Origin of the sequence: Marinobacterium stanieri (assembly GCF_900155945.1) — a bacterium.
GTDB classification, from domain to species: domain Bacteria; phylum Pseudomonadota; class Gammaproteobacteria; order Pseudomonadales; family Balneatricaceae; genus Marinobacterium; species Marinobacterium stanieri.
Window position 1 is genome coordinate 360,283 of the sequence record NZ_FTMN01000001.1, and the last position, 20,570, is coordinate 380,852.

At 57.3% G+C, this 20,570-nt stretch carries 19 protein-coding genes; 6 read left to right on the plus strand and 13 right to left on the minus strand.

All coding sequences use genetic code 11. The features are described 5' to 3' along the window. Positions 1–174: 174 nt before the first annotated feature. A complete protein-coding gene (gene hrpB, locus BW956_RS01690) occupies positions 175–2,712 on the plus strand; it encodes an ATP-dependent helicase HrpB (protein ID WP_076460301.1) in 2,538 nt (845 codons plus the stop codon). On the opposite strand, the gene BW956_RS01695 is transcribed toward hrpB, so the two are convergent. From BW956_RS01695 to BW956_RS22710, 3 genes are all read right to left on the minus strand, one after another. Then, a complete protein-coding gene (locus tag BW956_RS01695; RefSeq protein WP_175611948.1) occupies positions 2,700–4,802 on the minus strand; it encodes an ATP-binding protein in 2,103 nt (700 codons plus the stop codon). The genes hrpB and BW956_RS01695 overlap by 13 nt on opposite strands. 24 nt (positions 4,803–4,826) lie before the next feature. Further along, a complete protein-coding gene (locus BW956_RS01700; protein ID WP_076460303.1) occupies positions 4,827–5,141 on the minus strand; it encodes an antibiotic biosynthesis monooxygenase family protein in 315 nt (104 codons plus the stop codon). A 97-nt stretch (positions 5,142–5,238) separates the two neighbouring features. Continuing rightward, positions 5,239–5,682, minus strand: a complete 444-nt coding sequence (locus BW956_RS22710; RefSeq protein WP_010321885.1) for a cold-shock protein — start codon at positions 5,680–5,682, stop codon at positions 5,239–5,241. Positions 5,683–5,886: 204 nt separating this feature from the next. On the opposite strand from BW956_RS22710, the gene BW956_RS01710 reads away from it, so the two are divergent. Continuing rightward, a complete protein-coding gene (locus BW956_RS01710; RefSeq protein ID WP_010321886.1) occupies positions 5,887–6,093 on the plus strand; it encodes a SlyX family protein in 207 nt (68 codons plus the stop codon). A 13-nt stretch (positions 6,094–6,106) separates the two neighbouring features. Here BW956_RS01710 and BW956_RS01715 read toward each other — a convergent pair whose 3' ends face one another. From BW956_RS01715 to BW956_RS01740, 6 genes are all read right to left on the minus strand, one after another. Beyond that, complete coding sequence (locus tag BW956_RS01715; RefSeq protein ID WP_076460305.1) at positions 6,107–6,889, minus strand: class I SAM-dependent methyltransferase; 783 nt, start codon at positions 6,887–6,889, stop codon at positions 6,107–6,109. Continuing rightward, positions 6,886–7,710, minus strand: coding sequence for an undecaprenyl-diphosphate phosphatase (locus tag BW956_RS01720; protein WP_076460306.1), 825 nt, complete (start codon positions 7,708–7,710; stop codon positions 6,886–6,888). Before BW956_RS01720 ends, BW956_RS01715 begins: the two co-directional genes overlap by 4 nt. Beyond that, entirely contained in the window at positions 7,707–8,402 is a 696-nt protein-coding gene (gene tsaB, locus BW956_RS01725) for a tRNA (adenosine(37)-N6)-threonylcarbamoyltransferase complex dimerization subunit type 1 TsaB (RefSeq protein WP_076460308.1), read from the minus strand. The genes BW956_RS01720 and tsaB overlap by 4 nt, the downstream gene beginning before the upstream one ends. A 201-nt stretch (positions 8,403–8,603) precedes the next feature. Then, positions 8,604–9,248: a flavin prenyltransferase UbiX gene (locus tag BW956_RS01730; RefSeq protein ID WP_076460310.1), complete on the minus strand. Its 645-nt coding sequence runs from the start codon at positions 9,246–9,248 to the stop codon at positions 8,604–8,606. Beyond that, positions 9,238–10,620: a UDP-N-acetylmuramate:L-alanyl-gamma-D-glutamyl-meso-diaminopimelate ligase gene (gene mpl / locus BW956_RS01735; protein WP_076460312.1), complete on the minus strand. Its 1,383-nt coding sequence runs from the start codon at positions 10,618–10,620 to the stop codon at positions 9,238–9,240. The genes BW956_RS01730 and mpl overlap by 11 nt, the downstream gene beginning before the upstream one ends. Positions 10,621–10,716: 96 nt before the next feature. After that, positions 10,717–12,150 carry an O-antigen ligase family protein gene (locus BW956_RS01740; RefSeq protein WP_076460313.1) on the minus strand — a complete coding sequence of 478 codons (1,434 nt, stop codon included), beginning with the start codon at positions 12,148–12,150 and terminating at the stop codon, positions 10,717–10,719. Between the two features lie 282 nt (positions 12,151–12,432). Between BW956_RS01740 and BW956_RS01745 the strand changes: the two genes are divergently transcribed. From BW956_RS01745 to BW956_RS01760, 4 genes are all read left to right on the plus strand, one after another. Continuing rightward, positions 12,433–13,401, plus strand: a complete 969-nt coding sequence (locus BW956_RS01745; RefSeq protein WP_076460315.1) for a class 1 fructose-bisphosphatase — start codon at positions 12,433–12,435, stop codon at positions 13,399–13,401. A gap of 112 nt (positions 13,402–13,513) precedes the next feature. Beyond that, positions 13,514–14,047 (plus strand): inorganic diphosphatase, encoded by a 534-nt coding sequence (gene ppa / locus BW956_RS01750; protein WP_010321894.1) that lies wholly within the window; start codon positions 13,514–13,516, stop codon positions 14,045–14,047. A 125-nt stretch (positions 14,048–14,172) separates the two neighbouring features. Further along, positions 14,173–15,018, plus strand: a complete 846-nt coding sequence (locus BW956_RS01755; RefSeq protein ID WP_010321895.1) for an AAA family ATPase — start codon at positions 14,173–14,175, stop codon at positions 15,016–15,018. Next, positions 15,018–16,193, plus strand: a complete 1,176-nt coding sequence (locus tag BW956_RS01760) for a vWA domain-containing protein (protein ID WP_076460317.1) — start codon at positions 15,018–15,020, stop codon at positions 16,191–16,193. The genes BW956_RS01755 and BW956_RS01760 overlap by 1 nt, the downstream gene beginning before the upstream one ends. Positions 16,194–16,200: 7 nt before the next feature. Here the strand turns inward: BW956_RS01760 and BW956_RS01765 are convergent, their stop codons facing one another. Genes BW956_RS01765 through BW956_RS01780 form a run of 4 tightly spaced genes read right to left on the minus strand, consistent with a single transcriptional unit; the run spans position 16,201 to position 20,570 of the window. Then, positions 16,201–17,199: a tetratricopeptide repeat protein gene (locus BW956_RS01765; RefSeq protein WP_076460318.1), complete on the minus strand. Its 999-nt coding sequence runs from the start codon at positions 17,197–17,199 to the stop codon at positions 16,201–16,203. A gap of 23 nt (positions 17,200–17,222) precedes the next feature. Then, positions 17,223–18,188 (minus strand): type II secretion system F family protein, encoded by a 966-nt coding sequence (locus BW956_RS01770; RefSeq protein ID WP_076460320.1) that lies wholly within the window; start codon positions 18,186–18,188, stop codon positions 17,223–17,225. A 3-nt stretch (positions 18,189–18,191) separates the two neighbouring features. Beyond that, the gene (locus BW956_RS01775; RefSeq protein ID WP_076460321.1) at positions 18,192–19,181 is read right to left on the minus strand and encodes a type II secretion system F family protein; all 990 of its coding nucleotides are present in this window, start codon (positions 19,179–19,181) and stop codon (positions 18,192–18,194) included. Between the two features lie 12 nt (positions 19,182–19,193). Then, entirely contained in the window at positions 19,194–20,570 is a 1,377-nt protein-coding gene (locus BW956_RS01780) for a TadA family conjugal transfer-associated ATPase (RefSeq protein ID WP_083702892.1), read from the minus strand.

A 20,570-nucleotide genomic window follows, 5' to 3' on the forward strand; every position in this document is an offset into this window, starting at 1 on the left:
CTTTCATACCCGCCTTTATCCATTCAGGTAGCAGGTAAACTTGGATGACTGAGCACGATAATACAGGATGAGCGTGTAATAGCGAACTGATACATCGCCTGACAATCAACCGAACTGCATTTTCTGCTAAAGTGGCGTTTTTGGCTCACCACGCTCGCAAAGATGCCTTCAACCATGACCGCTGGCAACACCCTGCCCATCGATTCGCTGCTTGCCCCCATTCGCGCCCGGCTTGAACAGCAGGACGAACTCATTCTGGAAGCGCCCCCCGGGGCTGGCAAGACTACCCGTGTTCCCCTGGCGCTAATGGATGCACCCTGGCTGGGTGAACAGAAAATTCTGCTGCTGGAGCCACGGCGCTTGGCCGCCAAAGCCGCTGCGCAACGACTGGCACAGCAATTGGGCGAGCCCGTTGGCCAACGGGTGGGCTACCGTATTCGGCTCGAGAAAAAGGTCAGTGCCGCCACCCGCGTTGAGGTCGTCACCGAGGGCATACTGACACGCATGCTGCAGGATGACCCCGGACTGGACGGCATCGGCCTGATTATTTTTGACGAGTTCCATGAGCGCAGCCTGGATGCCGATACCGGCCTTGCACTGGCGTTACAGGGGCGTGAGCTGCTGCGCGAAGGCCCACCGCTCAAGCTGCTGCTGATGTCGGCCACCTTGGATGGCGAGGCCCTTTCGGCGCTGCTCAATGACGCCCCAGTTCTGCGCAGTGAAGGACGTGCCCACCCGGTTGACGTTGTTTATTCCGCTCCCAGCCGTACTGATACACCGATTGAAGAACGTGTCGTCAGCCGTGTGCTGCAGGCGCTCGAACGGCACAGCGGCAGTCAGCTTGTATTCCTGCCAGGACAGCGTGAAATTCGCCGCGTACAGGAGCGCCTGCAGGAACGCCTGGGCCACAGCCCTGACGTGTTGCTCACCCCACTGTTCGGTGACTTGTCTCTGAGCGACCAGCAGCGCGCAATAGCGGCACCTGAACCGGGGCAACGCAAGGTTGTACTGGCCACGGCGATTGCCGAAACCAGCCTGACCATTGAGGGTATCGAAGTCGTGATTGATGCCGGATTAAGCCGGCAGGCACGTTTCGATCCCGCCAGTGGCATGACACGCCTGCTGACCTCTCGCGTCTCTGCTGCCGCCGCAACCCAGCGCGCGGGTCGTGCCGGGCGCCTCGGCCCGGGTACCTGCTACCGGCTCTGGTCCGAAGACCAGCACCAGCAACTGCCACCCCAAACACCTGCGGAGATTCTGCATGCCGACCTGGCGCCCCTCGCCCTGCAGCTGCTGCAATGGGGCGTTAATGATCCGGCAGAGTTATGCTGGCTCGACTCGCCACCGGCCGGTGCCTATCAGCAGGCAGTGGACCTGCTGACGCAACTGGGTGCGGTTGAGTCCAAGGGTCCCGGACACCTGTGCCTGACCACCAGGGGACAGCAGATGTGCAGCCTGCCCACGCACCCGCGCCTGGCGCACATGCTGGTTTGCGGAGCCGAACAGGGATATGCCGATATGGCGGCGGACATTGCGGCCTTGTTGACAGAGCGCGATCCGCTCAACACGCCCCAGGCAGATCTGCAGCAACGTCTGGACTGGATGCATCGCAATAGCGGTGGAGCTGCTGCGCGCCTGCAGCGTCTTGCCCAGCAATTCCGCCGCCTCTGCCCGCAAACCGAACTTTCCAGCCAAGGCCTGACGCCCGAACAGGCTCCGGGCTTTCTGGTCGCCTGTGCCTACCCTGATCGTATTGCCAACAAACGCGACACGCAGCGCGATCAGCAAGCGGAACAATATCGCCTGAGCCAGGGGCGCGGCGCCAGCCTCACGTCAGAGGACCGGCTCACCCGTCATGACTGGCTTGCCGTTGCAGCCCTCAGCAGCCATGAGGGCAAGGCAACAGACCGCATTCGCCTGGCAACCCCGCTGGACCCGGCACTGTTTGCCCAGCATTTAAGCGAACTGACCCATGAGGCCACAGAAGTGGATTGGGACCGACAACAGGATCGACTGGTTGCGGAGGAACGTCGCTGTGTAGGCCAGCTGATCATTGCACGCCAGCCCATCGAGCAACCAGACCCTCAGTTGACCGCTCAGGCGCTGCTGAAATTAATACGACGGGAAGGGGTTCAAACACTGAACTGGGATGATAAGGCACGACTGCTGCAAGCACGGATGATGTTTGTTCGTGGCAACGCCCCTTCTCCCGACGACTGGCCAGACTGCTCACATGCTGCCCTTGAACAGAACCTGGAGCACTGGCTTCAGCCCTGGCTGGACAACATCAAACGTCGAGAAGACCTGAAACGACTGGACCTGCATGCCATTTTGCTGAGCCAGCTGGACTGGGAGCAACAACAAGTCCTGGACCGACTCGCCCCTGAGCGGCTGCAGGTCCCGTCGGGATTACGGCATAAGGTTGATTACAGCCAATCCCCGCCCGTGCTTGCGGTTAAACTGCAAGAGATGTTCGGCTGTGGGGATACGCCCACTTTGGGTTATGGTGTCGCGGTCAGCCTGCACCTGCTCTCACCGGCTCAAAGACCTCTTCAGGTTACCCAGGATCTGGCCGGCTTTTGGCAGGGAAGTTACGCCGAGGTGCGCAAGGAGATGAAGGGGCGCTATCCCAAGCACCCCTGGCCCGAAGACCCGGCCAACGCCATCGCAACGGCACGCACCAAACGCGCCAGCGGCCATCACTCCTCCTGAGGGCCGCGCGGCAGATCCAGCCAGAAGGTACTGCCGCTGCCTTCTTCTGTATCACAACCGATATCACCCCCCATCAGCTCAATGAGTCGTTTACTGATGGTCAAGCCAATCCCTGTGCCCTGGATATTACTGGTTTCATAGCCCAGTCGATTAAAGGGCTGGAACAGCTCGGACAGTTTTTCGCTGCCAATCCCTACGCCGTTGTCCTGCACCTCAATGCGCAGGGTTGTCTCATCCTTGGCAAACCAGCGCACCTGCACCTCCCCGCCGGGATTGTTGTACTTGATCGCATTGGACATCAGGTTAATCAGTACCTGACAAAGACGACTGCCGTCAGCAAATACTTCCAGGGCTTCATTCTCGGGCGCAGGGCTGACATGCAGGGCAATCTCCTTGCCACGGGCCTGAGGCTCACTGATCCTGAGCGCAGAGGACACCACCGAACGCACTTCAACCAGCTCACCCGGAATATGATTGGATTCCGACTGCACCTGAGCCAGCTCCAGCACATCATTGATCAGCCGCAACAGATGCCCGCCGGAATGCAGAATTTCATCCAGGCACTCCTGATCCTCTTCGCTTAGCTGATCGGACGATTTCAGCAGCTGAGCAAAGCCGATAATGGAGGTCATCGGTGTCCGCAGCTCATGACTGATACTGGAGAGGAACTGGTTCTTGGCCCGGTTGGCACAGCCCAGGGCCTCACCCATCTGCACCACTTCTTCCGCGCTTTGCTGCAACTCAAGCAGGGTAAAGCGCGGCAGCGGCTGCTCATAACGCTCCCGACCAATCTCGGCCATCAGCTGATTCAAGCGCTGCAACGGAGTGGAAATGGAACGGCTCATGCTGATCGAGCGGCGCCACATATAGGCGAAGAAGCAAAGGTAAAACACCACCAGTCCGGCAATCAGCAGGTAGCCCACTTGCGTGAAGCGCTCGGCCAGCGTGGTCGCCTCACGGTATACCTCGGCTTCATCCACAATGGTCAGCAGCGTCCAGCCAGTGGCATCAATTTCCTGCCAGGCAACACGCTTGGTGCTACCCTGCAACATGATCGAGCTGCCGCCCGACGGACTGTTCTTGATCGCCTCTGCCAACGCCTGGGTATCGTCACGCGTATTGATGTTGAACTGCTCAGGTTTGAAGCTCTCTTCCGTGATCGCCTTTTGATAACTGTGCTCGGTCAGCTCCTTGAGGCCAAAGTCCTGCTCCCCCTTGCCCGGCAAGGCCATAATGGTGCCGCTGCGATTCAACAGCACCGCATAGCCGCCCCAGGGAATATCCAGCCCCAGGATCTGTTGCACGATGGTTTCCACAGTAATATCGATGCCCACGACCCCTTCCAGGAAATCGCCCCGATACACAGGTGCCGCCGCTGACATCATCCAGCCCTGCCCTGCCGGATCGACGTACACCTCGGTCCAGACAACACCACGATCAGGGTTATGCTCCGCATCGGCATCGTAATAGAAGTTGTACTGCGGGATATCCATTTCAGGCGGGTATTGCTCCTGGGTTTGAAACCAGGGGTAAATACGGTTGTAGGAGTCCCAGCTGTTAAAATAGATGGCATTAACCAGGGGGTTGGCGTTCATGATGCTGAGCATCAACGGGTCTGAGGCTTCAAGCTGTACCACTTTGCCCAGATCCTGCTGCTCGGGCGGCGTAAAGCCGGAATAGAACGAAGCTGCATCTCCGTTATCCGCTTTGCTGAACAACACCCCTTGTTCCGTACGCCCATACTCCGGCGGCAGGCTGTCAACTTGCGGGTAAGGCTGATTCAGCAAGCGCTGCACGTCATCACGATAAACCTGCGTCAGCCCCTGGATCTCCTGCAGCTGACGGTCAATCACATCGACTTCCAATCGGGCGGTGTTCGCCAGCTGCTCGTCAGCCTGTCCACGCAACACGCTGATATTGGAGTCACGAATATAGGCATTGGAAAACAGGTAGATCGCAATCAACCCGGTCTCAACCAACAGCAGAGGAATCAAGGCACTGCGTAGCAGGTTAAGCCACATCCAGCGCTGGGTGCTGAGCTTTTTGGTGGAGGCTTTAGCGGAGGGGGCCGAAGGGGTGGGCGCGTTCATGGGCATAGCTCTCCTGCCATGGAATCAGTTGTGACTGCCAGCCTGTATTTCCACTTCATGCATCTCCAGACCGCCGCCGGAGCCAAAAGCCTCCTTGGGCAACGTCTGCTCACGGTGAGCCAGTTTGAAATCCTCGGACTCAACCCAGGCTTCAAAGGCTGCCTTGTCTTGCCAATGGGTCATGACAACCCAGGGAGCGCCCTCTCGCGCTGGCCGCAATACCTGCAAATTGACAAATCCGGGCTGCTTTTCCACCTGCCCCGCTCGCTGACGAAAGCGTTCAGCAAAGGCTTCTTCAAAGCCGGCATTGACCATAATTCGATTTGAAACAACGAACATCCAGCACTCCTGTCGCAGAAAGTACACTGAAGTTCTAGATTAGACTGCTGGCGGGGAGAAGAAAAGGGCAACCCGCCAGCGGGGTTGCCCTTGGGGATTAACTATTGACGACGGACACGTCTTCAGCCTGCAGGCCTTTTTCACTTTCACGTACATTGAAGCGCACTTTTTGCCCTTCATTCAGCGAGCGATGACCACGGCCGCGAATGTTACGGAAGTGGACAAACACATCGTCCCCGTTATCACGGGTAATAAAGCCGAAGCCCTTGGAAACATTGAACCATTTCACAACACCCAGCTCACGGCTGTCATTGGCATCATTATCAGCCTCGGCATCTTGACGTGCAGAAGGCGCAGAAGACGCAGCTGAGGGTTGCCAGGCTGCAGCCAGGGTCACCACGAACACGACAATGGCGATGGTTGCCAGAACCGCCGGTGAAAAGCTGATATCAATGGAAGCAACGCGTTGCAGCAGGAAGGGAATAATAAAGGCAGCCAGAACACTGGCCAGGATACTTTTGATTAACTGATTACCGCTCATCGATTTTCTCTATTGTTGAACATCATTATGGAGACAGGCGTGCGCCCTGTAAGATGAATAACGCACTTTCCGACCGATCAGATATACTGTATCTGTCATTTTTTTTCAACGGCTTAGCGTGCCTGGCATAACAAGTTGCCACATGCAGGCCCAGCTGGCCGCACACAAGCATGCAGGCCAGGACCACCGATCAAGGAGTTCATTATGTCCAACCCCGAAAATCTGGCGGAGCTGGAATCCCGCATCGCGTTTCAGGAAGATGCGATCGACAAACTCAGCGAACAGGTCGCACGGCAGGAAATGGATATCGAGCGCCTGATCCGTATGGTCAAGTTTCTGAATAACCAGATGAAGGAACTGGGCGGCGCAGACACCGCTCCCGAGGCGGATGCGCCACCACCGCATTACTGATCAGCAACCTGATTCAGCCGTTCGGCAACGCTCTGAAAGTGTAGATGTCGTAACGGCTCGATTTGCCGATCACCTGATGATTGGGCGCGGGCCCGTCAATGGCCGGCGCCTTGCGCGGACGTTTTACCACCACCCGGCACGGCTCAACAGCCAGTGCCGCCTGCAGTAGGCTGGCATCATCCGCATCCTCCCCCACCAGGGTTCTGAACGCGAGCATCTCCTTTTTCACCTGCGCCTTCTTGTCAGTATGGGGGTACATGGGGTCCAGGTAGATGACATCCGGTACCGGCGCCAAGGTTGCCAGCAGCTCTGATGCGTCGCCATGCAACAACTCCATACCAGCCAGAATCTCATCCAGCTCACCACAGGCATGCGCCTCTTCCAGCCCGTTTTCAAGCAGGGCATGGACGACTGGTGAGCGTTCAATCATCTGTACCCGACAGCCGAGCGTTGCCAACACAAATGCATCTCGCCCCAGGCCCGCGGTTGCATCCAGTACGCGGGGCCGAATGCCCTTGCGGATTCCACAGGCCTTGGCAATCAACTGGCCAGTGCCGCCACCGAACTGGCGACGGTGTGCAACCGCACCGGTGACAAAGTCGGCCCGAATGGGGCCTGGCCGCTTGCGTCCAGTGACACAGAGGCTCAAACGGCCATCACAGACATACAGAATTTGCGCCCAGGGCTCAGCCTGATCCAAATCCGGCTGCGCAACCAATGACAATGCCAGACGCTGCGCCAACTGCTCGGCACGCTCTCGATCTTCATCCTGACACCAGCCGACAGCCAGACTCACGCCGTACCTCCCGGCACCAGAAAGTAGACAGCCAGCAGGACCAGACCAAGCAGAAGGCGGTAGATGACAAAGGGCCGCATGCCGATACGGTCAAGCCATTTCAGGAACAGGTGTATACAGGCCAGGGCACTGAGCCCGGCCACCAGCGTGCCAATAGCGATGGGCAACCACTGGGCAGCGGTACCTGATTGCAGCAACTCCTGCCCCTTGAGCATCCCCGCCCCCAGAATCACAGGAATGGACAGCAGGAATGAAAAGCGCGCGGCACTCTGGCGGTCATACCCCAGCATCAGGGCAGCGGTGATAGTAATACCGGATCGGGAGGTCCCCGGAATCAGTGCAACGGCCTGCGCCAGACCAATCAATACCGCATCTTTTACGCCAATATTGCTCATTGCGTGGCGCTCCGTGCGACGCGCATCTGCCCAGCCCAACAAGACCCCGAAAATCAACGTAGTGCCGGCGATAACCAGAATCGAACGCCCGTAATGACTGATCGCATCATTGAGCAGAAAACCGGCCACCACTGCCGGTATCGTTGCCAAGGCAACCAGCCATGCCAGTCGGCTTTCGGAGGAATGACGCCCAGCCAGGGACGCCAGCCAAGCCAGAATCAAGTCACGCACATCGCGACGGAAGTAAATCATTACGGCCGCAAGAGTGCCAACATGGACCCCGACATCAAAGGCCAGGCCCTGGTCCTGCCAGCCCAGTAGCTGGGACGGCAAAATCAGATGCGCAGAACTGGAAATGGGCAAAAACTCTGTCAGCCCCTGAACCAGCGCCAACAGGATGGTGTGTAACCACTCACTTGGACTCACTGCTGATCCTTTTTCTTCCAGGCGACCTGATCACGCAAGTAGACCGGTTGCACATCATCCGGCGCAACCGCTTCTCCTCGCGCCAAGGCTTGCTCGGCCAGCAGCGCCATGGTTGCAGCATTGGGGTACAGTTCCAGCAGAGGCGTTTGCGCAGCGGCAACCAGCGCTTCGGACATATTTTCGGCATAGCGCCAGCCACTGCCCAGGGCAGCAAACCCTGGCTTCAATGCCTCCACCTGTACATCACCCGGAGCAGCGACCCGTTCCGGTGTCATACGCGCCAGTTTGCCCTCACTGACCTCCCAGGCACACCAGTAGACCTCATCCATACGGGCGTCCAACGCAGTGAGCAACTGCCCCTGTTGCAGCGACTGCTCCTGCACAAATTCATACGCTAGGCTTTCCAGAGTCGATATCGGCAGTACAGGCACATCCGCCGCCAGAGCCAATCCTTGCGCGGCGCCCGTGGCAATACGGATGCCGGCGAAGGACCCCGGACCGCGCCCGAAAGCGATGGCATCCAGACTGGCGAGCGTGACGCCGCTTTCCTGCAGCAGCTCATCAACCATAGGCAGCAGCAAGTGGGTATGACGACGCGGCTCAACTTTGAAACGCTTCAGCAGTTGGCCATCCAGCAGCAAGGCGGCCGAACAGGCATCTGTAGAGGTATCCAGGGCAAGGATTTTGGACATGGTGTTCTCGGATCAGCAGAATTAACGCGGCTATTGTAAAGGCAGGGCCGGTACAATGCATCCGGCCCTGAAGTATCATGTCAATGAAACAGGAGCATATTCGCGCACAGAGTGCGCTCCCACAGGGCTGCGAAAACTCTCCCGCTGGGCTCTCCCAAATCGCACTCCGGCCCCCTCAAAAACGGGAGGCCGCAAGCAGCTTTAGAGCATATTTTCGCCCCAGCGCGGCAGCAGGTTTTGCTCGTACCCCAACTGGGACAACAAGCGGGCAACGATAAAGTCCACCATCTCTTCCACCGACTGCGGTTTCTGATAAAAGCCGGGGCTGGCGGGCACGACCACCGCGCCCATGCGGGTCAGTTTCAGCATATGCTCGAGGTGTATTTCGGAATATGGCGCTTCACGGGGGACCAGAAGCAGCTGGCGACGCTCTTTCAAGGCAACATCGGCAGCACGCTCGATCAGGTTATTGCTGGCACCACAGGCGATGGCAGACAGGGTACCTGTGCTGCAGGGACAGACCACCATGGCACTGGGCGCTCCCGACCCTGAAGCCACTGGCGCCATCCACTGTTCACGTCCATAGACTTTGACCTGACCTGCGCGAGCCTGAAAGTGTTCGCTTAGAAAGGCCTCCATGGCATCCGGCGCACCGGGCAACTTGAGATCGGTTTCCGTTGCGATAACGACCTGAGCCGCCTTGGACACCATCAGCAACACCTGCGTATCCAACTCAACCAGACATTGCAGCAGCCTGAGGCCATATTGAACGCCAGATGCCCCCGTAATTGCCAGGGTGACACGGCGGGCAAACACCTGCTCAGCAGCCTGATCTTTAGAGGACATGAATCGCCTCCCGCTGCTCCAGCGCCTTCAACAGCTTCTGGTGAATGCCACCAAAGCCACCATTGCTCATGATCACCACCTCCGCATTAGCCGGCAGCTCGCCAACCAGCCGCGCCACCAGGGCGTTGATGCAGGTTTCAAGCCGCGCCGGCACGGGGCTCTGCTCAACCACTTCAGCCAGAGACCAATCCATATCATCCGGCTGGAACCAGTACACCTGATCAGCGGACTCGGTTGACTGAGCCAGCTCCGCCTTGTGAGCACCGAGGCGCATGGTATTGGAGCGTGGCTCTATCACGGCCACTACCGGTCGATGGCCGGCAGCACGTGCCTTGATGCCTTCCAGCGTGGTCTGTATGGCAGTGGGGTGATGGGCAAAGTCATCGTAGACACTGATACCGGCCACCTCGCCCAGAAGCTCCATTCGGCGTTTAACACCGCCGAAGGCGCTCAGCGCCTCAATGGCATGCTCGGGTTTTACACCCACATGTCGCGCCGCGACCAACGCATTGATCGCATTACTGACGTTGTGCAGCCCGGTCAGCCCCCAGCACACCTCCCCCAGACTCTCGCCATCGTGCTGAACAGCAAAGTGACTGCCATCCTCGCTTAACAACTGGGCAGACCAGTTGGCACGACGTTCAAAGCCGGTCAGCACCTGCTCACTCCAGCACCCCAGCTCGATCACTTCGTCCAGCGCAGGCTCATCAGCAGAGCGAATGATCAGGCCATTATCAGGTACCAATCGCACCAGGTGATGGAACTGACGCTGGATCGCAGCCAGATCGGTGAAAATGTCGGCGTGATCAAATTCCAGGTTATTCAGAATCAGGGTACGCGGGTTGTAGTGCACAAACTTGGAGCGCTTATCGAAAAACGCAGTGTCGTACTCGTCCGCCTCGATCACGAAGAAAGGCGTCTCACCAATACGTGCAGAACAATCAAAGCCCTTGGGAATACCTCCGATCAGGAACCCCGGCGACATGCCTGCCTGCTCCAGAATCCAGGCCAGCATCGTTGCAGTAGTGGTCTTGCCGTGAGTGCCGGCCACGGCCAGCACCCAGCGATCAGCCAGCAGATGATCATGCAGCCACTGGGGGCCGGACGTATAGCGCAGGTTATGCGCCAGCATATATTCGACACAGGGGTTGCCACGGCTCATGGCATTACCCACGACGATCAGGCCAGGCTCAGGTTTCAGCTGGGCCGGATCATAGCCTTCAATCAGCTCAATCCCCTGCTGCTCCAGCTGGGTACTCATCGGTGGATAGACGTTGGCATCCGAGCCGGTTACACGGTGTCCAAGCTGCTTTGCCAACACCGCCAGCGAGCCCATGAAGGTTCCACAGATGCCGAGAATATGAAGATGCACCCCGGTACTCCTTTATGTTTGGGTATCCGACAATCATAACAGTTCGAAATCATGAAAACCGCCCCAAGCAAGGCGACAGATGACGCATGGGAAAACTCACCGGGGATAGTCACCGTGTACCCAAAATCGCGGCGCCAGCGTCCGGTCACTTTCGATCTGCTCCAGGTCGGTTTTCATGGCTCGATAATAGGCGATCACATGACCCTGCCAGAACAGCAGGAGGCCCACCAGCGCAATAAGCACCAGGCGCCCCGACAGGCTTTTGCTTTTGCTTTTGCCAAGAGCTTCGAAAGGCGCAGGGCCTGCACGCATGGCAACAAGAATTGCGATAACCGGCAACCCAACCAGCATGGAGGCCGGACTCCAAAACACACCAGAAACGCCGGCATGCACAACGGCTGCGATACAGGCCCCCATAAATGCACAGGTCGGATCACTCCTCCACTCATAAACGGCCGCCTGCAACCGGGTGCTCTGCTGACGTCCGCGCAGAGCCAGAGACGCGAGCAGCGCAAGCAACAACACATATAACCAGCCATATTCAGCCGCCCACATCAGATACATGTTGTGGGGGTGGCCAAACCTGAATCCATTAGCATACGCGGTCGTCAGCCCCTCATGTGTGAGCCAGGATTGAGCGCCCACCCCCAAAGGGAAAAACTGCAAACTCATTTCCCAGGCCTCATGCCACAAGGGCATTCGCCCCGAACTGCTGAAATTCATGGCGGGCACTCCAGGCGCTTCACCCGTGACCAGCTGAGGCAGGCACCAGCTCAACAACAGCCATAGCATCACACCGACAGAGGCCTGCTCTGCCAGGCCCCTGATCCAGGGCAGCGCTCGCCTTCCGGCCAGCAGCAACACGGCCACAAATGCGGCGGACATCGCCAACAAGGTTCCTCGCGCGACACTTTCGATGACAAGCCACCAGATAGTACCTGCCGCCAAATAGACCATTGGGGGCCACATACTGGGCATCGCTCTGACTCCCAGATTCAGAGCCAGCGGCATCAGGGGCAATAACCAGGTCGCAATGTGACTCCAGTAGCGAATATTCACGTAGCCCCAGGGTATGGCATCTGCAAACTCCGAGCCGTCGCCTCTGAATGAGAGCAGATACAATAAAAGGGTCAGTACTGCATAGATAAACTCCATCGCCACCACAATGATCAGCAAGTATTTGATGAGTTGCCTTAGATCACAGGCCTGAAGCCAGGACGCAAAGATCAGAATGGCCAGCAGGTAAAAGGGTATGAAAAAGAGATCGGCCACATAATGATCGCTTGTAGAGTGCAAGCGACTGGACAACAGGGCCAGCATCAAAAGCATCAACAACACCAGCAGTTCGCGCCGGTACTGACGGAAAAAGGTGTTATTCCAGAACAGGGATAAGGTTAACACCACCAGAAGAGCCATCTGGACAAAACGCCGCATGGCATAGATGTCGGGCCAGCCCGGAAAGGAAACCAGCAGCAGCGCCGGCACCAGCGACACGAAGATAATGCACTTGCAGAACAGGGAAACGGACACACCACCTCCTGTCAGGCTCCAGCTGCACTTGACTGAAACAGCCTCTTGGCCATGACATGAGTGTAGTACAGCGCTATTAGCGCGTTTGTCCCGACCGGAGGGGACACTCCTGCAGCTGAACCACCGACCCTTTTGTAAAACGCGCTTAAACACAAACGCCACACCGCTTTAAGCCGCTAAAAAACCCTCGTCTATTCACCTGCTCTACCATGCAAAACCACGACCTTTAGCGTACAATGAACGGGTCTTTCTAATCGGATCAACCAAAGGCCGAATCCACCCATGCAGCTGCTCAGCAACTACCTGAAACACCACGACACCGACCTCGAACTCGTTGAATTGATCGACACCCTGATGATCGCCTGCAAAGAGATTGCTCTGCAGCTGCGTGAAGGCGCGCTGGCCGGCGTACTCGGTACCACCGAGGACACCAACGTTCAGGGCGAAACCCAGAAAAAACTGGATGTAATTGCCAACGATGTTCTGAAGAAGGTCCTGCTGGACAACCCGCTGGTACGTGGTCTGGCCTCTGAAGAAGAAGATGATCCGGTATTCGGTAATCCGGAAGGCCGCTACCTGGTCACTTTCGATCCGCTGGACGGTTCCTCCAACATCGACATCAATGTCTCCGTTGGCACCATCTTCTCTATTTTGGAAGTACCTGAAGGCGCTACCGAAGACAACGTCGACATGTTCCTGCAGGCCGGTCGCAAGCAGGTGGCATCCGGCTATGTGCTGTACGGCCCCTCTGCCGTTCTGACGCTGACTACCGGCCAGGGCGTTAACATGTTTACCCTGGCGCACACCGGTGACTTCCTGCTGACCCGTGAAAACGTGCAGATCCCGACCCAGACCAAGGAGTTCGCCATCAACATGTCGAACCACCGTTTCTGGGAACCGCAGATGCGCAACTACATCGACGACCTGCTTAAAGGCGCCGAAGGCCCGCGCGGTAAGAACTACAACATGCGCTGGATCGCCTCCATGGTGGCAGAAGTGCACCGCGTTCTGACCCGTGGCGGCCTGTTCACCTACCCCTGGGACTCCCGTGACCCGTCCAAGCCGGGCAAGCTGCGCCTGATGTATGAAGGCAACCCAATGAGCCTGCTGATCGAACAGGCCGGTGGCCTCTCTACTACCTGCTACAGCGATATCCTCGATGTAGAGCCTGAGCATATTCACCAGCGTGTAGCTGTTGCTCTGGGTTCCAAAGAGGAAGTAGACGCGCTGCACGGGTACCACTGCAAGTAACTTTTTACCGATAGATTTCACCGGTAAGTCGTATTCCAGCGGGCTGCAGTCCTGTTTATACTGCGGTCCGCTATCCGTTCTGTCCTTGTAACCGATAACAGGAAAACAGCTCATGAGCTTTGAGAAAGTCCCTGCCGGCAAAGATCTGCCGAATGACATCTATGTGATCATCGAAATCCCGGCGGAGAGCTCCCCGGTCAAGTACGAAATCGACAAAGACGCTGATGCGATCTTCGTTGACCGCTTCATGGCTGCGCCGATGTTCTACCCGGCCAACTACGGCTACATCAACGACACCCTGGCAGATGATGGCGATCCTCTGGACGTGCTGGTTCTGACTCCGCACCCGGTCATGACCGGTTCCGTTATCCGCTGCCGTCCGGTCGGTATCCTGAATATGACCGACGAAGCCGGTGGCGATGCCAAACTGGTTGCCGTTCCGCACGAGAAACTGAGCCAGGCGTACAACGACATCCAGGACGTTGACGACATTCCTCAGCTGACCAAAGACCAGATCTCCCACTTCTTCGAAAACTACAAGAAGCTGGAGAAAGGCAAGTGGGTTAAAGTTGAAGGCTGGGCTGACGCCGCAGCTGCACGCGCCGAGATCGAAAAATCGGCTGCTGCCTACGAAGCTGCCAAGTAAGGCTGTCTTCTCGAGGAGATGTGCATAAGTACATCTCCTTATTTTCCTTCCCCGCCCCTCCTTTTTCACCCTCCCCGTTCTGATACACTGGCCGCTGTCTTATAAGAATATCGACAGAGAAGCCAATGAAGTTTTCAGGTACCGAACGTTACGTCGCCACTGACGATCTGCAAATGGCTGTTAACGCCGCTATCACCCTGCAACGCCCACTGCTGGTAAAGGGCGAGCCTGGCACCGGCAAGACCATGCTGGCCGAAGAGCTGGCCGACGCACTGGGCAAGCCACTGTTGCGCTGGCACGTAAAGTCCACCACCAAGGCACAACAGGGCCTGTACGAATACGATGCCGTATCCCGCCTGCGTGACTCCCAGCTCGGTGATGACCGTGTCCACGACATTGCCAACTACATCCGCAAGGGTATGCTTTGGCAGGCATTTGAAGCCGACGAACAGGTCGTTCTGTTGATCGACGAAATCGACAAGGCCGATATCGAATTCCCCAACGACCTGCTGACCGAGCTCGATAAAATGGAGTTCGATGTCTATGAAACCGGTGAGCGTGTTGCCGCCAAACAGCGCCCTATCGTCATCATCACCAGTAACAACGAAAAAGAGCTGCCGGACGCCTTCCTGCGCCGCTGCTTCTTTCATTACATCGCCTTCCCGGACAAGGACACACTGCAATCCATTGTGGATGTTCACTTCCCCGAGATCGAACAGAAGCTGGTACGCGAGGCACTGGAAATCTTCTTCCGCCTGCGCGATGTGCCGGGCCTGAAGAAAAAGCCGTCCACCTCCGAGCTGATCGACTGGCTCAAACTGCTGCTGGCCGACCGTATTCCCTCAGATGTTCTGGCTGAGCAAGACCCGTCCAGTGCCATGCCGCCCCTGTACGGCGCCCTGCTGAAAAACGAGCAGGACGTACACATGCTGCAACGCCTGGCCTTTATGACCCGTCGCGGAGCCCGCTGATGCTGATCGACCTGTTCACCCAGCTGCGCCAGGGACAGGTTCCGGTGTCCGTGCGTGAGCTGCTCGACCTGATCAACGCGCTTGATCAGCGTGTCGCCAGTCTGGACGTCAATGACTTTTACCTGCTGGCCCGCGCCTGCATGGTGAAGGATGAAAAGTACTACGACCGCTTTGACCGTGCCTTTGGCCAGTATTTCGCTGGCCTCCAGGCCCAGGGCGATATCACCGATGCCCTCATTCCTTCACACTGGCTGGAAAGCGATTTCCTCAAGCAGCTGAGCGATGAGGAGAAAGCCCAGATTGAAGCTCTCGGCGGACTGGACAAGTTGCTGGACACACTCAAGGAACGCCTGGAAGAGCAGCAGGAACGCCATGCCGGCGGCAACAAGTGGGTCGGCACCGGTGGCACCTCGCCATTCGGTCACAGCGGCTACAACCCGGAAGGGATTCGTATTGGCGGCGAGAGCAAGCACAAGCGCGCGGTCAAAGTCTGGGAGAAACGCGAGTTCCGTAATCTGGACGACAGCGTTGAGCTGGGCACTCGCAACATCAAGGTCGCCCTGCGCAAGCTGCGCAAGTTCGCCCGCACCGGGGCCGCCGACCAGCTCGATCTGGACGACACCATCCGTTCCACCGCCCGCAATGCCGGCCTGCTGGATCTGAAAATGGTGCCGGAGCGGCATAACGCCGCCAAGGTACTACTGTTCCTGGATGTGGGCGGCTCCATGGACCCCTTTATACGTACCTGTGAAGAGCTGTTCTCCGCTGCCCGCACCGAGTTCAAGCACCTGGAGTATTTCTACTTCCACAACTGCGTATATGAGAAGGTCTGGCGTGATAACCGCCGTCGTTTCGACGAGGCGATCCCCACACTGGATGTCCTGCACACCTATGGCCGGGATTATCGGGTGATTTTCGTAGGGGATGCAGCCATGTCCCCCTATGAACTGGCGGATCGCTACGGCAGTGTCGAGCACATGAACGAGGAACCGGGACAACTCTGGCTGCAGCGGATTCTGGATACCTGGGACAAGGTGATCTGGCTTAACCCTTCATCCGAGCGCTACTGGAACTACACCCAGAGCACTCAGATGATTCGCCAACAGCTGGATGACCATATGTACCCGCTTACCCTGCAGGGTATCGAAGCCGGTATTCGTCACCTGTCGCGGTGAAAAGGGTTCAGCGGCCGGCCTGCTGCCGCGCCGCTTCCTCCAGACGCTGAACATAGGTCAGGTTTTCCTGTGCTTTAGGGTAAAACACCGGTGACAGCGTCAGCGCTTTCTCAAAATACTCTTTAGCCAGTGCATAACGGCCATCCAGCATGCAGATAAAACCGATATCATTATGTGCCTTGGCGGTATCCATAACCCGCTCCAGAGCATTCAAGGCCGCCATATAGCGCTGCTGGCGGGCATAAACCAGTCCCAAATTACGCCAGGCCTGCTCATACTCGGGCTCCAGCTCAAGCGACCGCCGAAACATATGTCCTGCTTCCTGCCAGCGGGCAGAAAGGTAGTAGGAATACCCCAGGTTATTGAGCGTATCGGCGGCATCAGGCTTGATGGCCAAAGCCGTCTTGTAAAACTCTTGAGCCTCGTCCGTATTGCCATCCAGATCGGCCAATATCCCCAGACCGTTGTAAGCCCGAGCCGGAGAGCGGGCGTCATGGCGCTGCTCCATCTCATCGGTGAAGCGCAGCTGGTCCTGGGCGACCGCCTGCTTGAAACGCTCACCAGCCTGTGCATAACGATTCTGTTTCAACAACAGCACGCCCATGGAGGTAAGCGCCCCGATATGTTCGGGCTCAATACCCAGAGCACTGCGCAATGCCAGCGAAGCCAGCGCCTTGTTGTCCCGGGCCAGGTGCAGCTGGCCAATACGGTAATAGGCCACCGCACTATCGGCCTCCAGCTCCAGTGCCTGCACATAGTGATAGAGCGCTTCATCCGCGTCGCCCCGCGCCAGTGCCTGATCGCCCCAGCTGATGCCCTGCTGGACACTTTTGGCTTCGGGAAGGCCCGAGTAGGCCAGCGTCGGCCTTCCTTCATAGAAGGTTTCGGCAGCGCTCATCTCCTGACCGGTTTGAGACTGGGTTGCACAGCCCCCCAACGTCATGATGGCCACCAATAACGCCCCTTTCATGAACGGGGTCCGGCGATATCTCGCAACAATATCCATGTGGTATCTCCTGTTCACGACCTTTAGCGCCCAAAAACTTCCAGCACCTTCAAAATGGCCGGCCCCACCGCCACTACAAAGAAGCCGGGCCAGATGCAGAAGGTGAGCGGAAAAATCATTTTGGTACCAATTTTGGCGGCCTGTTCTTCTGCAGCCTGCATCCGCTTGTCCCGAAATTCTTCCGAATAGACACGCAAGGTATCGGCGATACTGCTGCCAAAGCGCACACTCTGATCCAGAAGCGCAACCAGACCACGAATGTCTTCCACACCGGTCCGGTTTGCCATGCCCCTCAGGGCCTCTATGCGATTGACCCCGGCCCTGATCTCGACATTCACCAGATGCAGCTCTTCCGACAGCTCCGGATGACTGACCTCCAGCTCCTGCCCTACCCGTTGCAATGCTGCTGTCAGGCCCAGCCCGGACTCAACACAGACAACCAGCAGGTCCAGAGCATCCGGAAAGCCATTGCGAATGGCACGAATTCGGCGTTTTGCCAGATAATCCAACACGGCATTGGGAAGAATAAAGCCAATGTATGCGGCCCCCAGGCAGATCAGCAGCACCTTGTCTGCCGTGAGCTTGGAGTTAAATTCGGTCGCAAACCAGGCCATGAAAAGCAGGCTGATACCCAGCAATACCTTCAGTGCATACAGCGAACTCATGGCATTGGGTGCCCTGAAGCCGGCATGAACCAGCCGCGCGTGCAGCCTGTTCTGGTCCCAGCCTTTGCCCGGCAACAGGTGCCGAGTGAGGGGATCAAGCGAAGACAGCACCTTGCTGCGCCCATCTCCGGGCGCGTTGCCGACTTCATTCTGGCCGGTCAAGGCACGCACACGCGTGCGAAACGGATTCGCCAGGCCGGTGATCAGCACTGTCAGACTGAGTCCGAATGCCAGCGCCGCTGCAGCGACCAAGCCGATGACGATGTATCGCGCATATAAAGGGTTATCCAGCTGCTGGTTGATTAACTCAATTAGGGTTTCCATAACTTACACCTCGATTCTCAGCAGACGTCGAATCCAGTAGGCCCCCAGCAGCATCAGTGCAAAGCTGATCATAATCAGTTGATGCCCCCGCGCAGACCTGACCAGCTCCTCCATGTACCCGGGCGTCGTGATATAGATAAGTACAAACAGGCCAAAGGGCACCAGCATCAGAATCCAGGCTGATAAACGCCCTTCGGCCGACAGCGTTTTGACTCTTCGCTGAAAGCGGAAACGCCCACGGATCACCGTGCCGATATTCTCAAGAATCTCGGCCAGGTTACCCCCGGTTTCCTTTTGCACCAGCACGGCGGTTACAAAGGCCATCAGGGTGACACTGGGCACCCGCTCCAAAAGCCCCAGCATGGCGCGACGCAGATCCGAGCCATAACTCAGGTCGGAATAGGTAATGCCGAATTCATGAGATACCGGCCCTTCCAGCCCCTCCGCAACCAGGTTCAAAGACTCACTGAAAGGATGGCCCGTCAGCAGGGCTCGCTTGATGATATCGATCGCTTCCGGCAGCTGGGCTTCAAACTCCAGCAATCGCTTGTTGCGCAGATACAGCAACCGCAAGAAAGGAACCGAGATCATGACCAGCCCCACCACCAGGGCCGCGAGGACGTGGAGTGATAACAGCAACACCAGAACAAAGGACGCCAAACCCAGCACCAGTGATAGAAGAACCACCTTGTAGGCCAACACCTGGCTGCCAGCCTGCTCAATCAAACGCGCCAAGCCGGCCATGCCCGGCATGGATTCAAGTTGACGTTCCAGAGGGTTAAGTTTTTTCAGATATCGTGCACGCAGCAGCGTGCTGATGGCCGGCTGATCATTATCCGCCGTGATGCCGTTGATACGCTGTTGCAGTCGTCGTTTAACCCGCCGCTGCTCTCCAAATACCGGAATGGACAGACTGGCCAACAGCAGGAACACCGAGACAAATACCATCACCAGAATGACCATGAGTTCGGCGGATTCGAGTTGAAACTTCATGGCACACCTCCTTTACAGCTCGGGCTCGAACAGTGAGACCGGCAGATCGATACCGCGCTGGGCCAGGCGCTTGTGGAACCCCGGCACTATCCCGGTGGCCTTGAAGTCGCCCAAAACATTGCCTTTTGCATCCACGCCCCTGCGCTCAAAGGTGAAGAGCTCCGACATGGTTATGATGTCGCCTTCCATACCGTTGATTTCCTGAATGCTGACCAGCTTGCGCCGGCCATCCTCCAGACGGGTGACCTGAAGCACCACATCGATGGCGGAGGCTATCTGAGCCCGAAGGGCACGGGTGGGAAAACTTATGCCCGTCATCGCGACCATATTCTCGATGCGCCCCAGAGCATCACGGGCACTGTTGGCATGGATTGTCGTCAGAGAACCGTCGTGACCGGTATTCATGGCTTGCAGCATGTCCAAGGTTTCCCCGCCACGCACCTCACCCAGCACAATACGATCAGGCCGCATCCTCAAACTGTTTTTAACCAGCTCGCGCTGGGTCACTTCGCCACGCCCTTCAATATTGGGTGGACGCGTCTCCAGCCGCACCACGTGAGGCTGCTGCAATTGCAGCTCCGCCGAATCTTCGATGGTTACAATGCGCTCATCTTCAGGAATATATCCGGACAGAATATTGAGCAGGGTTGTTTTACCCGAACCGGTACCACCGGATATCAGAATATTGAGCCGCGCCTTGACGATACCCTCCAGCAAAGGGGCTACTTTCTCGTCTACCGACCCCAGCTCTACCAGGTTGTGCATCGATAGCAGCTCGACCATGAACCGTCGAATCGAGATCTGTGGACCATCCAACGCAAGCGGCGGAATAATAACGTTGACCCTGGACCCGTCTTTCAATCGGGCATCCACCATCGGTGAGGATTCATCAATGTGACGTCCCACGCTGGAAACAATACGGTCAATGGTGTTCATCAGGTGCCCGCCACTACTGAAACTGACCGGACAAGGCTCCAGCTTGCCGAAACGCTCCACATAAATGGAGTCAGGGCCGTTCACCAGAATATCGGAGATGGTCTTGTCTTCGAGCAGGGGCTCCAGCGGCCCCAGTCCCATGATTTCATCCTCGATCAACTTGATGATGCGCTGGCGAGACGGTGTACTGAAGGGAACGCTCAGCTCATCCATCAACTGCCGGCACAGCTCACCAATCTGGCGCCGCGCTTCAGCCTCATCAAGACTGTCGATCAATGACAGGTCCATCCGCTTCAGCAACTCTTGATGCAGCTGCTGCTTACACTCCATTTCCGTCGGTGACAGCGTTTCGATCATCAGTGGCGGCCGAGCCTGCTCCTCCACAACCTCTTCTCGTGGCTCCGGCGCCTCGGCAACTCTTAACTTGCTGATTCTGTTACCCAGTATCGACAT

What these genes read in the sequence shown, in the direction of transcription:
- hrpB (WP_076460301.1), top strand. Translation starts at nt 175, where the DNA reads ATGACCGCTGGCAACACCCTGCCCATCGATTCGCTGCTTGCCCCCATT.
- BW956_RS01695 (WP_175611948.1), bottom strand. Translation starts at nt 4,802, where the DNA reads ATGAACGCGCCCACCCCTTCGGCCCCCTCCGCTAAAGCCTCCACCAAA.
- BW956_RS01700 (WP_076460303.1), bottom strand. Translation starts at nt 5,141, where the DNA reads ATGTTCGTTGTTTCAAATCGAATTATGGTCAATGCCGGCTTTGAAGAA.
- BW956_RS22710 (WP_010321885.1), bottom strand. Translation starts at nt 5,682, where the DNA reads ATGAGCGGTAATCAGTTAATCAAAAGTATCCTGGCCAGTGTTCTGGCT.
- BW956_RS01710 (WP_010321886.1), top strand. Translation starts at nt 5,887, where the DNA reads ATGTCCAACCCCGAAAATCTGGCGGAGCTGGAATCCCGCATCGCGTTT.
- tsaB (WP_076460308.1), bottom strand. Translation starts at nt 8,402, where the DNA reads ATGTCCAAAATCCTTGCCCTGGATACCTCTACAGATGCCTGTTCGGCC.
- BW956_RS01730 (WP_076460310.1), bottom strand. Translation starts at nt 9,248, where the DNA reads ATGTCCTCTAAAGATCAGGCTGCTGAGCAGGTGTTTGCCCGCCGTGTC.
- BW956_RS01745 (WP_076460315.1), top strand. Translation starts at nt 12,433, where the DNA reads ATGCAGCTGCTCAGCAACTACCTGAAACACCACGACACCGACCTCGAA.
- ppa (WP_010321894.1), top strand. Translation starts at nt 13,514, where the DNA reads ATGAGCTTTGAGAAAGTCCCTGCCGGCAAAGATCTGCCGAATGACATC.
- BW956_RS01755 (WP_010321895.1), top strand. Translation starts at nt 14,173, where the DNA reads ATGAAGTTTTCAGGTACCGAACGTTACGTCGCCACTGACGATCTGCAA.
- BW956_RS01760 (WP_076460317.1), top strand. Translation starts at nt 15,018, where the DNA reads ATGCTGATCGACCTGTTCACCCAGCTGCGCCAGGGACAGGTTCCGGTG.
- BW956_RS01765 (WP_076460318.1), bottom strand. Translation starts at nt 17,199, where the DNA reads ATGGATATTGTTGCGAGATATCGCCGGACCCCGTTCATGAAAGGGGCG.
- BW956_RS01770 (WP_076460320.1), bottom strand. Translation starts at nt 18,188, where the DNA reads ATGGAAACCCTAATTGAGTTAATCAACCAGCAGCTGGATAACCCTTTA.
- BW956_RS01775 (WP_076460321.1), bottom strand. Translation starts at nt 19,181, where the DNA reads ATGAAGTTTCAACTCGAATCCGCCGAACTCATGGTCATTCTGGTGATG.
- BW956_RS01780 (WP_083702892.1), bottom strand. Translation starts at nt 20,570, where the DNA reads ATGTCGATACTGGGTAACAGAATCAGCAAGTTAAGAGTTGCCGAGGCG.